The 11851-nt window shown below is 64.7% G+C and carries 10 protein-coding genes; 4 read left to right on the top strand and 6 right to left on the bottom strand.

Annotated elements, in window-relative coordinates; genetic code table 11:
* Positions 1 to 16: 16 nt before the first annotated feature.
* The gene (locus IE116_RS06875) at positions 17 to 1111 is read right to left on the bottom strand and encodes an AraC family transcriptional regulator (RefSeq protein WP_229828030.1); all 1095 of its coding nucleotides are present in this window, start codon (positions 1109 to 1111) and stop codon (positions 17 to 19) included.
* A 140-nt stretch (positions 1112 to 1251) separates the two neighbouring features.
* Here IE116_RS06875 and IE116_RS06880 point away from each other — a divergent pair, with 140 nt between their 5' ends.
* The 4 genes from IE116_RS06880 to IE116_RS06895 all read left to right on the top strand — a co-directional run bounded on the left by IE116_RS06880 (position 1252) and on the right by IE116_RS06895 (position 6013).
* Positions 1252 to 2442, top strand: coding sequence for an FAD-dependent oxidoreductase (locus tag IE116_RS06880; protein WP_189610953.1), 1191 nt, complete (start codon positions 1252 to 1254; stop codon positions 2440 to 2442).
* A gap of 42 nt (positions 2443 to 2484) precedes the next feature.
* The gene (locus IE116_RS06885; protein ID WP_189610956.1) at positions 2485 to 3444 is read left to right on the top strand and encodes a hypothetical protein; all 960 of its coding nucleotides are present in this window, start codon (positions 2485 to 2487) and stop codon (positions 3442 to 3444) included.
* A gap of 19 nt (positions 3445 to 3463) precedes the next feature.
* Complete coding sequence (locus tag IE116_RS06890) at positions 3464 to 3820, top strand: hypothetical protein (protein WP_189610958.1); 357 nt, start codon at positions 3464 to 3466, stop codon at positions 3818 to 3820.
* A 117-nt stretch (positions 3821 to 3937) separates the two neighbouring features.
* Positions 3938 to 6013, top strand: coding sequence for an AsmA family protein (locus tag IE116_RS06895; RefSeq protein WP_189610959.1), 2076 nt, complete (start codon positions 3938 to 3940; stop codon positions 6011 to 6013).
* 117 nt (positions 6014 to 6130) lie between these two features.
* Here IE116_RS06895 and IE116_RS06900 read toward each other — a convergent pair whose 3' ends face one another.
* The 5 genes from IE116_RS06900 to IE116_RS06920 form a co-directional block, all read right to left on the bottom strand.
* Positions 6131 to 6739, bottom strand: a complete 609-nt coding sequence (locus tag IE116_RS06900) for a flavodoxin family protein (protein WP_189610961.1) — start codon at positions 6737 to 6739, stop codon at positions 6131 to 6133.
* A 32-nt stretch (positions 6740 to 6771) separates the two neighbouring features.
* A complete protein-coding gene (locus IE116_RS06905; protein ID WP_189610963.1) occupies positions 6772 to 8019 on the bottom strand; it encodes an MFS transporter in 1248 nt (415 codons plus the stop codon).
* Between the two features lie 272 nt (positions 8020 to 8291).
* Positions 8292 to 10244, bottom strand: coding sequence for a fibronectin type III domain-containing protein (locus IE116_RS06910; RefSeq protein ID WP_189610965.1), 1953 nt, complete (start codon positions 10242 to 10244; stop codon positions 8292 to 8294).
* A gap of 152 nt (positions 10245 to 10396) precedes the next feature.
* Complete coding sequence (locus tag IE116_RS06915; RefSeq protein WP_229828404.1) at positions 10397 to 11344, bottom strand: Bug family tripartite tricarboxylate transporter substrate binding protein; 948 nt, start codon at positions 11342 to 11344, stop codon at positions 10397 to 10399.
* Between the two features lie 104 nt (positions 11345 to 11448).
* Complete coding sequence (locus tag IE116_RS06920; RefSeq protein ID WP_189610967.1) at positions 11449 to 11823, bottom strand: chorismate mutase; 375 nt, start codon at positions 11821 to 11823, stop codon at positions 11449 to 11451.
* Positions 11824 to 11851 lie beyond the last annotated feature (28 nt).

An 11851-nucleotide genomic window follows, 5' to 3' on the forward strand; every position in this document is an offset into this window, starting at 1 on the left:
GAAGGCACGGTTGCGGTCAGGGCGACATCTTAGCGGCTGGGGGCTGAGCCACTGCCACCTGCGCGCCTTGCCTACCCGCCACCGCAGGCCGATCTGCGCCCGGGCGGCCTTCGGCCTTGCGCTGCCCGGTTCCATAGGCGCCCGGCGTCACGCCGGCCCAGCGCGTAAACGCCCGCGCAAAGACCTTGTCCGACGTGAAGCCCAGCTGACGGGCGACCTCGGACACCCGCTGCCCACCCTGCGCGAGCCGGTCTGCGGCGAGCGTCAGGCGATGCGTGGCCAGGTACTGGACGGGCGACACGTCGACCCGCTCCCGAAAGCGCGCCGCGAACCGGGTCCGCGACATACCGGCCTCGCGGGCCAGGCTGTCCAGCGTCCATGGCTGGTCGGGCGCGCGATGGATGGCCATCAGGGCGCGGGCAATCGACGGATCGGTCAGGCCACGCAGCCAGCCGGCATGCTGCATGCCCGTCCGGGCCAGGTGCGCCCGCAACACGTGCACCAGCAACAGGTCCGCCATCCGCGCGGCCGACAGTTTCCAGCCGGGCTGCTGGGCAAGGGTTTCGTCGACCAGGGTCTGCATCATCGCGGCTAGCGGGCCCACGCTTGGCGACGCCGCGTCGGCCACGTGGATCAGCGGCGGCAACAGGCGCATGACTGTGTCGCGGCCATACGCCGACAGCCACAGGTGCGCCGAAAAGAGTTCGATGCGCGGTTCTCCGGAACCCGTCTCGAACACCAGCGGCGCATCGCCATGCTCGCCCACGGCGTGCCGCGCTATCAGCGCCGCGATCGGCTGCGACGGCAGCGATGGATCGGACGACACGGTGTGCGCCGAGCCCAGTGGCAGCAGCACCAGGTCGCGAGGACCGATCCAGCGCGGCGCTTCGCCGTCCACGCGGATCCAGTAGCCGCCGCCCGTCGACATGCGGATCAGCGCGCCCTCGACACCCAACGATGCCAGCGCGAAGGGGCCCGCAAGGCCGAAGCGCGCGGTCACGGCCCGATCCGCCCGGCACTCGGCCAACACGTCGCTCAACACGTCCACTGCGCCTGCCCCTTGTTCTGTCCGGCCATGGTTGTAAGCCGCAACGGTGCGGATCGCAACCATTGCAATCGACAACAATGGATTCGTGCAACGGGTTGCCTGCACGCAGCGGGACGAATCGTGGGGTGTTTGGCTCGCCGGGCGGTTGCCGTGGCCCGCCGCGTCGCGAACAATGACGCTTCCTCGTTCCCTCCCGTAAAGCCATGACCGCTACGCTTCCCCTTCACACGCTTATCGTCGGCGGCGGCATTGCCGGATCCGCGCTTGCCATCGCGCTGGCATCCGACGGGCACCGGGTCACCGTGCTCGAGAAGCAGTCCGAATGGGCCTTCCAGAGCTCCGGCATCTTCATCTACAGCAATGGCCTGGTCGCCCTGGACCGCATCGGCGTGCTGCCCGAGATCCTGGCGGCGGGTTTTGTCGTGGCAGATGGCGAGAACGTCTACCTGGATCATCGTGGCGATCCTATCGTTGACGTGTTCTACCCGTCAGCCGAAGGGGGCCGCATCCCCCCGGTCATCGGCATCAAACGGGCGGAAATGCATTGTGTCCTGGCCACGCGGATGCAGGCGCTGGGCGTCGAGATCCGCCTGGGAACGAGCGTGAATGCCATCGATGACGGCGCGGCCGCTGGGCCCGCAGCCGGTCCGGTCATGGTGCACACCAGCGACGGCGCCGCCCTTTCCTGCGACCTGGTAGTGGGCGCCGACGGCATCCGCTCACGCGTGCGGTCCCTGCTGCTGGGTGACATCGAACCGATCTATACAGGCTTTGGGGTCTGGCGCAGCATCCACCGCCGGCCCGCCGACGTCGTTAGCAAGCTATTGATGATGGGTGTCGGAAAACGCTTCGGCGTCATGCCGATTTCGCACGACACGCTCTATGTCTACGCCACCAGCAACGAGCCCGGGCGGCCCTGGTACGCGCCCGACACGTGGCATGCGCACATGCGCGCCAAGTTCGACGAGTTCCAGGGGCCGGCACGGCGCTACCTGGAAGAACTGTCGCCCGCGACCGAAACCCTCTACACGTCGGTCGAAGAGGTGCGGCTGCCCCTGCCCTGGCATCGTGGACGGGTGCAACTGATTGGCGATGCGGCGCATGCCTCGACCCCGTTCATGGGACAAGGCGGCGCCATGGCGCTGGAAGACGCAGTGGTCCTGGCCGAGATGCTCGGAGCCAGGACGGCCGACGCCTCGCTGACGAATACGCTGCAGGCCTTTGGGGAGCGCCGCTACCCGCGCTGTGCGTTTGTGCAGGACGTATCACGCAAGGTCGGTGAAGCCGGCGGGCTCGAAAACGATGCAAGCTGCCTGGTCCGCAACGACCGCATGAAGGCGGGGGCCCAGGCCGATGTCGATCGTTTCTATGCGCACATGCTGGGGCCGTATTGAGTTGTGCCATGATGGACGCCTGCCATGACGGAGGCCTGCTCCATGCTTCAGAACGATCTTCTTGTGCGCCTTGCGGCCATGCCCGCCGACACTCCCCTGTCGGGTCAGCACGTCGCCGCGCTCCACCAGGCGGGGCTTGCACCCGACCCGTTGAGCACGCTCAAAGGCGTGCCCGCCGACCTGCTCGATGTCTGGCGCTTGCCGGCTGAAACGCATACGGTCCACGCGGCCGAACCGCCGAAACGATACCGGCTCGGTGCGGTGCTGGCCGGGTTGCAGGCAGCCGACAACGGTGCAGACACCGCGCGGCTGCACAGCGCCTTTCCGTTGTTCACCTATGCCGACGGCGCCGAAGACGACTTCCTGACCTCGCTGCGCCATGCCGAAGATCCGGTGGACGTCCGCATCCTGCGCATCCCGGCGCCGTTCGAGCTTCCAGAGGGCGGCCAACTCAACCCGGATCAGCGCAGTTTCATCGACGCCCTGCGTAGAGATCCCGATGCAGCGCTGGCCGCCGCGCGGCGCCTTCCAGAGCGCCTGATCGACACGTTCAATCCCGCCAACTGGTTGCTGGCGGAGTTTGCCGGGCCCCACCTGCAGGCGGCCCACCTGCACCAGGTGGCCGAGTCGATTTCACTGCTGTCGGACGAAGACCTGGGCCTGGGCGTCAATGCCTATGGCCATGCCGAGAGCCTGCGCGGCGGGCTGGTCACGCGCCTTTCGTTTACCATGTCGCACCTTGTGGCCGGCCTGACCCAGACCAGCCGATTCCTTGATGGTTCGTCATCGGGCTACGCCGCGCTGGTCACGACACTCATCAAGTTGGGCGCGGATTTTGCGCTTGAAAACGACGAGGGACAGAACGCGATGCAGATGGCCACGTCGGTGCGGCATCGCCATGTATCGAGCCCCTTCCTGAACCTGATCGACAAGTTTTTGCTGGTACAGCAACTCGACGACCTGCTGCTGCTGGGTGACGACGAGAACGCCGACAAGATCTGATATTTATAGTGAGCCTTTCATGACGACGACCCCCAACCCGCAAGACGGCGACGACCACACCGAAACCGAAGAAGAGCTGCAGGCGCTGTTCACGGCCGAAGCCCGCCGCTTGCTCAAGACCTTGAAGCAGCCCGCGTCCCTCCGGTCACGGCACGAAGACATTGTTGCGGGCCTGCAGGAAACGCATCCCGACATCTACGAAAAGTGGATGGCGTCGACCGACACGTACGGCGAAGCCGCGCGCTTCCTGTTCCCCTTCCTGACCGATCCGGATGTCGAGATGACCGACGAGCAGGCGGACCACTATCAGAAGCTGTACGAAGATGCCGTGCAATATGGCAAGGCGCTGGCCGACGCGGTCAAGGCCAAGGCCTGACGACGGGGCGTGTCCCACTGTTGGGCACGCGACTTGCTGAGGACACAGACTCGCGGCGCCGAAACAGGCGCCGACGGGACTGCTTTACCGCCCATAGCGTTCTAAGGAAACTGACGAATGACGCGAAACAAGAAAATTGCCGCGGGAATCGTCGGCACGTTGGTCCTGCTGATCGTGATCCTCGTGATCGTGATTGCGACCTTCGACTGGAACCGGCTCAAGCCGACGATCAATGAAAAAGTTTCCGAGGCCATCGGCCGTCAATTTGCGATCAATGGCGACCTGAGCGTACGTTGGGCGCGTGACGCCGATACCACCGGATGGCGCGGCTTGATACCGTGGCCCCACGTTACCGCCAACGACATTAGCGTGGCCAACACCGACTGGGGCAAGGCGCCGCAATTTGCCAGCCTGCAGCGCGGTGAATTCAGCCTGTCTCCTCTGCCCCTGTTGGCGCATCGCGTGGTGATTCGCCATGTCCAGCTGACCAAGCCCAGCGCCGACCTGCAACGGTTGGCCGACGGCCGCGCGAACTGGGAATTCAAGATGAAGGAAGACGACGACGACACGCCTTCGTCATGGGTCATCGACCTGAACGAAATCGCCTTTGACACCGGCCGCGTGGCGTTCATCGACGAAACCCTGAAAGCGGATCTCGAAGTTGCGATCGATCCACTCGGCAAGCCGATTCCGTTTGCGGAACTGGCCGGCGAAGCCGCCGCCAACGATGCACGCGCCATCAGCAAGGCCGACCTGCGCGACTATGTGTTCGGCTGGGCGGTCAAGGGCAAGTACAACGCGCAGTCCTTGAGCGGCGACGGCAAGATCGGCGGCATGCTGGCCCTTCGGGAATCCGACGTGCCCTTCCCCTTGCAAGCGAACGTCAAGGTGGGTGATACGCGCGGATCGGTGGTCGGCACGTTTACCGACCCCATGAACCTTGGCAAGCTGGACGTGAAGCTCAAGCTGTCGGGCGCGAGCATGGCCGATCTGTTCCCGCTGATTGGCGTGGCGCTGCCGGACACCCCTCCGTATTCGACCGACGGACGTCTGGTCGCGGAAATTAGCCGGCCGGAAGGCGGGCACTTCGAGTACCGCGGCTTTAACGGCAAGGTCGGCCAGAGCGATATCCATGGCGACGTCAGCTTCGACAAGATCACGCCCCGACCCAAGCTGACCGGACGCCTGACGTCGAACCTGCTGCGCCTTGAAGACCTTGGCCCGCTGGTGGGCGTGCAATCGGGCGGCGCGAAAAAGCCTGCCGACAGCGCGACCAAACAGCCCGCCGACAAGGCGCTGCCAGTGCAGGAGTTTCGCACCGAACGCTGGGCCGATATGGACGCCGACGTGTCGCTGGCCGCCAAGCGCATCGTGCACAGCGCCAAGCTGCCGATCTCGAATCTTGATGTCCATGCCGTGCTGGATGCCGGAAAGCTGACGCTCGATCCGTTGAACTTTGGCATGGCGGGCGGCACGATGCGTTCGACTATCGCCCTGGATGGGTCCAAGACACCCATGCAGGGACGGGTAAAGATTGGCGCCCGCAAGTTGGAACTCAAACAACTGTTCGCGGATGCCAAGTCGATGGAAAAGAGCCTGGGCGAAATGAATGGCGATGCGGCCATTACCGGCACGGGCAATTCGGTCGCTACCTTGCTGGGCTCGTCCAACGGTGAGGTCAAGCTGTTGATCAACGATGGCGTGGTCAGCCAGAGCCTGATGGAAATCGCTGGCCTGAATGTCGGCAACTATGTGGTCAGCAAGCTGTTTGGCGATGACGAGGTCAACATCAACTGCGCGGCGTCGGACATCAACATCAAGAACGGTCTGGCCACGCCCAACATGTTTGTGTTCGACACCGAAAACGCGATCATCAACGTGACGGGTGAAACCAACTTCAAGACCGAAGCGATGGACCTGGACATCACCCCCAAGAGCAAGGGCTTCCGGATCTTTTCGCTGCGCTCGCCGCTGTATGTGCGTGGCACCTTCAAGGATCCGAAGCCGGGTGTCCACATCGGTCCGCTGGCCGCACGGGCCGCCGGGATGGTGGCGCTGGGTGTGGTGGCCGCTCCGGCTGCCGGCCTGCTGGCACTGATCGCGCCTAGCGCGGGCGAAGACGACACCAAGTGCAGCGCCATGCTGCGCCAGATGCAAGGCGCTCCGCAAGCACCGGCGCCGAAGTCTCGATAAGTGTCGGTGGCAAGACAACGGCCCGCTTCGTCGGCGGGCCGCACATGATGTTCAAGGGCCCGCTTCATTGCGGGCCGCAGGCAAGATTCAACGGCCCGCCTTATCGGCGGGCCGTTGTCATTTCACCTCTGGATACTGGCCCTGCTTCAATAGCTTGGCCAGGTGCACACAATTGTTGACCAGCACTTCCATCGCGCCCTGCGTCTTGTCTGGCGTCCTGGGCAGGTCCTTGAAATCGACCGCCTGCATGGCTTCGCCAACCCAGTACGCGGTGGCGGATGCCGGAATCGTGTAGCCCACATCGTTCAAGGCCTGGAAGAGTTCGGCCGCGACGTGATGGGCGCCGTCCTCATTGCCGACGACTGCCACCGCCGCCACGCGCCCAAAGGTCAGCATGCGACCGCCTTCATCCCTGTCACTGAGCATGGCATCCAGGCGTTCAAGCACACGCTGGCATTCGCTGGACGGATGGCCCAGCCAGATCGGCGTGCCCAGCAGCAAGATATCGGCTTCCAGCACCTTGTCACGCAGGGCGGGCCAGTCGTCATCCTCGCCTTCGTCGGCCGTCACGCCGGGCTTGATGGTGTAGTCGACGGCGCGGATGATTTCCCCGGGCGCACCGGCTTGGTTGAACAGCTCCATGATGCGCGTGAGCAGCAGTCCGCAAGACGAGTCGTTCGGCGATGGTTTAAGCGTGCAATTGATGGCCAGTGTACTGAGCGGCATGACATTCCCCTGATGGTGGCAGTGGCGTCAACTCAGCAAGTGGCGTTCCGCCGGACAACACGTTCCTGATGCAGGAACCACAAGAAGGCGGTGGTCTGCAGAACCGCGACACCACCCAGTGTCAGCATGAAGGCATGCGGACGCGAGAGACCAGTCGCCATCAGCAGGTCCACCACCAATCCTACCGACCACTGCGCGATGAAGGCGCCCACGAATACGAACATGTTGTACAGCGTGACAAGACGGCCGGCGGCCTCTTTGGGAAATTGCATGGCCAGCGCGGGCTGCATCAGCATGATCGGCGCCACGCCCACGCCTACCACCAGCCACAGCACCCACGCTTCCCGCATGGGCAACACGGCGATCAGAAAGATGGCCGAAATGCAGATCACGTAACCCACCAGCGCGATGGGGGTCAGGCCAAAGCGGCGCTGCAGCGGCGGACTGAGCACGCTCATTCCGACATACCCCGTCATCATCGCGACCATGGCCCACAGCAATCCGCTCGCGCTTTCGCTGGCGCTCATGCCAAGCACGTCCGTCATCCACGGACCTGCCCACAAGGTCTGCAACGCGATGATGCTGCCCTGCCCGACCGCCGCCAGCGGCATGGCCCGCCGGATGACCGGATGCCGCAACAGGCGGCGCAGCGACACGTCTTCCGATGCCTGTCCGGCCGGCAGGCGCTGCACGTCGGCGTCGGGCACGAAGCGCCATAGCAACGCGGCGATCACCGCAAGCGAAATGCCGGACGCCAGATGCACGCTGCGCCAGCCCCACGCCGCCGCCAGCGCAGCCGCGGGAGTCGTGAAGAACACGGCCCCGCCCGTCCCCGCCACCAGGATCCACAAAGCCAGTTGCGGCTGGCGGTCGGCGGGATAGCACCGGCGGAAATACGAGAACGGCGCCATCAGGCTGGCGGCCACGCCACATCCGATCAGCGCGCGGCCCAGCGAGGTGAGTGCGAAGCCCTCGGCCGCCACCAGAATGAAGGATCCGATCGCGGCGACCACCAACAGGCTGGACTCGACACGACGCGCGCCGAACCGGTCAAGCCAGACACCCAGTGGCGCCTGCATGACGGCCAGGGACACGAAAAAGGCTGACGATAGCCAGCCTAGTTGGGATGTGTTGAGCTTGAGGTCCTGCGTGATGTAGGGCGCAAGCACGGCATTGACCGATCGCAGGCCGTACGAGCAGAAATAGGCGATCGCGAAGCAGGCAAAAATGAGAATAGACTGGCGCCGGCTGAGCCCGGCGCTATGGTTATCTGGAGGCATGCTGGATTATGCCAACTTTAGCCCCCCCTAGGCGCTGCGCGCCTCCCCCAGGGGCGGCACTGGCGGACTGGCGGAGCCAGATCCGCTGTGCCCTTGTCTGCGGTGGCTTGGTGCGAGGCGCTGTGCCTGGTCAACCGATCAGGGGGAACTCGTCGTATTGAGCCCCCCCGCGGCGCTTCGCGCCTCCCCCAGGGGCGGCACTGGAGGACTGGCGGAGCCAGATCCGCTGTGCCCCTGTTATTGCAGCGTCTGGGTGCGGGCGCTGTGCCTGGTCAACCTATCAAGGGGAACTCGTCAAACTTGATGGGGGCGCGGGCGGGGTAGCGGGTGTCGAAGGCGTAGCTGCTGATGGTGCCGGCCTTGGAATCGAACACACTGTAGGCCGTGATGTCGTTGCTCGACAGGAACGGGACGTTGCCGGTGCCGGCCAGTTCGGCCATGACGTTGCGCAGGTTGGGCGCGACGATGGGGCGGCCGTGGGGGTCGCCGTCTAGCGGGTAGTCGGCCTGGTTCCAGGTCAGCGACGTATGCGGCTGCGTGGCCGATACCGCCGGAATGGCGGTCCGCTTGGGCGCCAGGCCTGCCACGTACGCGCCGTAGGTGTTGCCGACGTTGGACGTCTCGATGTAGTTGAGGTTGCCCACTTTCGACCGGCACCACAGGTGCGAGTGACCGACATGAACAAGCTGCACGCCCGCCGCGACCAGCAGGGGTTCGATGTCCGTCTTCCAGACGTCTTCTGCCAGCGGATAATCGTATTTGACGTAGCGCATGCGCTTGGCGGCAATGATGGGCTGGATGTCCGACGCCCAGGTGGCGGGGCTGATCGGCAGCGCGAGCGGGCCCAGAATGCGCCGCTGGCCATTGGTGTCTTCGTAGTCGAAGCTGACCTTGGTCTGCGCCATGGTCGGGATCGCGTTGTCGCCCAAGCCGAATACCGACTGGTGGACCATCACGATCTTGTACTTGGCCGACTTGAATTCGGCGCTATCGAGCACGCCCTGCAGCCACGTGTACTGGCGCGAGCCCTTGCCGAAAGGCCAGAACTGGAAGTCGCCAAAGCCCCATGCGTCGGGATTGTTGACATCCGCAAGCGTTTCGCTCAGCTTGCCTTTGCTGTTGGCGCCCCAGCCCCGCCAGATGCGGTTGCCGTCCATCGCGATCACATGCACGTCGCCCAGGCGCTGCGAGTAGTAGCGTTTGCCGTCCGGACCTTCGGGCAGGGTGAACATCTCTTCATACGAGATGGTCTCGAAGGAATTGTCGGCGATCCAGGTCGCGCGGACCTTGGGGTCGTTGGTCGGATTGATCGTCGCGGCCTGTTGCGCGTAGCGCATTTCGGCGTACCACAGCGGCTGCGGGTCATTGAACATGGTGCCCAGGTCGTTCGTCTGCGGGCGCCACCGGCCTGAATACTCATGGTTGCCCAGGATAGGCATGATCCACGCGTTCTGCAGCAGCGCGCCGCCGGTGTATGTCGATGTGGGCTGCCATTTCGTCATGGTGCCCTGCATCGCTGCAAAGAACGGTGGCGCGTCAGGCACGTTGTTGTCGAACCATTCAGAGGCGCGGTTGGGCACGTTGACCAGGTCGCCGGCAAACAGCACGCCGTCGATCGGCGCCAGCGTTTCGGCCACCCGTTCGTAGTTGGCCGCGGCCATCTTCTTCAATTGCAGGTCTGACGTCAGCAACAGACGCGTGGTCTGGCCCACGGCAGGCAGGGCTTGCAAGGTGTTGTCGTCGCTGCGCATGGCCTTCGTGCCATCGCTGCTGACCGCCACGTAGGGCACACGCACGCCCGCGGTCAGGCCGGTCACGGTGGCTTCATGGCGCCAGATATCGCGCTCGGTCACGCCGGTGTAGGTGCGGCCCGTGACCTTGGACGTCTTGTCCTCGTACATGCGCGACATCTTGCGCGAGGTCGCCGGTACCGCGCGGTCGAACGATGCGCCATAGCGGACCTGATGATCCTTGCCTTCGAATTCGGTGAACCACACCACACGGACCGTGTCGGCGGTGGGCAATTGCAGCATGGGTTCGGACAGCACGAGACGGTCGGTACTGAAACGCACGGTGGGCAACGGGGTCAGCGGCGCGGTGGGCGGCGTGGTCGGCGTTGCGCCGACGGCGTCATCATCGCCGCCTCCGCAGGCAGCCAGCGCTCCCGATCCAGCAATCGCGGCAGCGATCACACTGACTTTCTTTCCAAACGTCCTGCGGTCCATGCGTCATCCTTCGGTAAGTGATGACGCACTTTATTCATCTCGGCTTTCAGGCAGATGACAGTATGGCCCCCCCGTGGCGCTTTGCGCCTCCCCCAGGGGCGGCACTGGCGGACTGGCGGAGCCAGATCCGCTGTGCCCGCGATGGGCGACGCCTACTCTGATTTCAAATTGAGTTTCTTGATCAGGGGGCCCCAGCGTTTGAGTTCGTCGTCCATGTAGCTCCGGAATGCGGCGGGGGAGTCGCCGACGGGGTCCATATAGACGGCTTGCAGGCGGCTGCGGACGGTGGGGTCTTGCAGGGCGGCGATGAGGGCGTCGGACAAGGTCTTCTGGATCGGCGCGGGCACTTTCGAGCCGACGACAAAGCCTATCCAGGCGGACCCTTCGATACCCGGCACGCCGACTTCCGCCAGGGTCGGAATGTCGGGCAGCAAGGCCGACCGGCGCGACGACGTGACGGCAAGGGCTTTCAGGCGCCCTTCTTTGACCATCGGCATGACAGCCACGGGGGGCAGCGCACCGAATTGGGTGTCCCCGGCCACCAGAGACGTCAGCGCCGCGGGCGACGACGGATACGGCACGTGCGTGGCGCTGCTGCCGATCTGCTGCAACATCAGTTCTACCGACAGATGCGACACGGTGCCCGCCCCGGTCGATGGAAAGTTCGACTTGCCCGGCTGCTTCTTCAACATGTCGAGCAACTGCGCAATGGTGGCGATGCCGGAGTCGCTGCGCACGACCAGCACATTGGGCTGATGCACCGCCAGGGTCAGCGGCGACAGGTCCTTGACCGGGTCATAGGGCAGCTTGTCGAACAGCAACGTGTTGTTGACCAGCGGTCCGGTGATGGACACCCCGAAGGTATGGCCGTCGGGTTTGGCCGTGGCAATGGCATGGGTGCCGATGTTGCCGCTGGCGCCGGGCTTGTTCTCGACGACGATGGTCTGGCCAAGCAGCGCGCCGGCCTTCTCGCCCACGATGCGCGCTACCTGGTCAGGACTCGAGCCCGGGCCGAATGGCACGATCAGTTTCAAAGGCTGCGATGGAAAGGCATCGGCCGCCAGGGCTGGCAGCGCCGTGGCGCCCAAGGCCGCAGCCATCACGCACGCCCCCAGCGCCAGCACGGTACGGCGCATGGCGGACGGCGTGCCGACAGCACGGTCGACGACAGCATGGTGGACGACAGCAACGATCGGAAAACGGCTCATGCTGCGTCTCCCACCTGAACCATCTTTTCGAAGTAACGCTGCTCGTTCGCGATGAAGGCGGCAACCATCGCGCGGTAGGTCGCGTCGACCACGTCATCCAGGTGCGCAAAGCCGCGATCGTGGCGCTGCGCCAATGCACGCGCCTTGGCAAACACCTCTTCCTGGCGCGCCGGGGCGGACACCTGGAAGGCATCGCGCTTGAAGCGCGCGGCATCCTTCACATACATGGCGCGCTGCGCGATCAGTGCAACGATCTGGTCATCGAGTGCGTCGATCTGCTGGCGCACATCGGCCAGCGTCGCGCACAGGGGGTGGTAGGCCGGGTCCGCGTAGGCGCGCACCGGCCCGGACTGGGTCGACGGTTCTTGCATGGTGTCTCCATGGGACGGGAATGGCGAT

Source organism: Pigmentiphaga litoralis (genome assembly GCF_014651835.1).
Lineage (GTDB): Bacteria > Pseudomonadota > Gammaproteobacteria > Burkholderiales > Burkholderiaceae_B > Pigmentiphaga > Pigmentiphaga litoralis.

Excerpts from the sequence above, each read along its gene's own strand:
- IE116_RS06875 (WP_229828030.1), bottom strand. The coding sequence starts at position 1,111 with ATGGTTGCGATCCGCACCGTTGCGGCTTACAACCATGGCCGGACAGAA.
- IE116_RS06880 (WP_189610953.1), top strand. The coding sequence starts at position 1,252 with ATGACCGCTACGCTTCCCCTTCACACGCTTATCGTCGGCGGCGGCATT.
- IE116_RS06885 (WP_189610956.1), top strand. The coding sequence starts at position 2,485 with ATGCTTCAGAACGATCTTCTTGTGCGCCTTGCGGCCATGCCCGCCGAC.
- IE116_RS06890 (WP_189610958.1), top strand. The coding sequence starts at position 3,464 with ATGACGACGACCCCCAACCCGCAAGACGGCGACGACCACACCGAAACC.
- IE116_RS06895 (WP_189610959.1), top strand. The coding sequence starts at position 3,938 with ATGACGCGAAACAAGAAAATTGCCGCGGGAATCGTCGGCACGTTGGTC.
- IE116_RS06900 (WP_189610961.1), bottom strand. The coding sequence starts at position 6,739 with ATGCCGCTCAGTACACTGGCCATCAATTGCACGCTTAAACCATCGCCG.
- IE116_RS06905 (WP_189610963.1), bottom strand. The coding sequence starts at position 8,019 with ATGCCTCCAGATAACCATAGCGCCGGGCTCAGCCGGCGCCAGTCTATT.
- IE116_RS06910 (WP_189610965.1), bottom strand. The coding sequence starts at position 10,244 with ATGGACCGCAGGACGTTTGGAAAGAAAGTCAGTGTGATCGCTGCCGCG.
- IE116_RS06915 (WP_229828404.1), bottom strand. The coding sequence starts at position 11,344 with ATGGCTGCGGCCTTGGGCGCCACGGCGCTGCCAGCCCTGGCGGCCGAT.
- IE116_RS06920 (WP_189610967.1), bottom strand. The coding sequence starts at position 11,823 with ATGCAAGAACCGTCGACCCAGTCCGGGCCGGTGCGCGCCTACGCGGAC.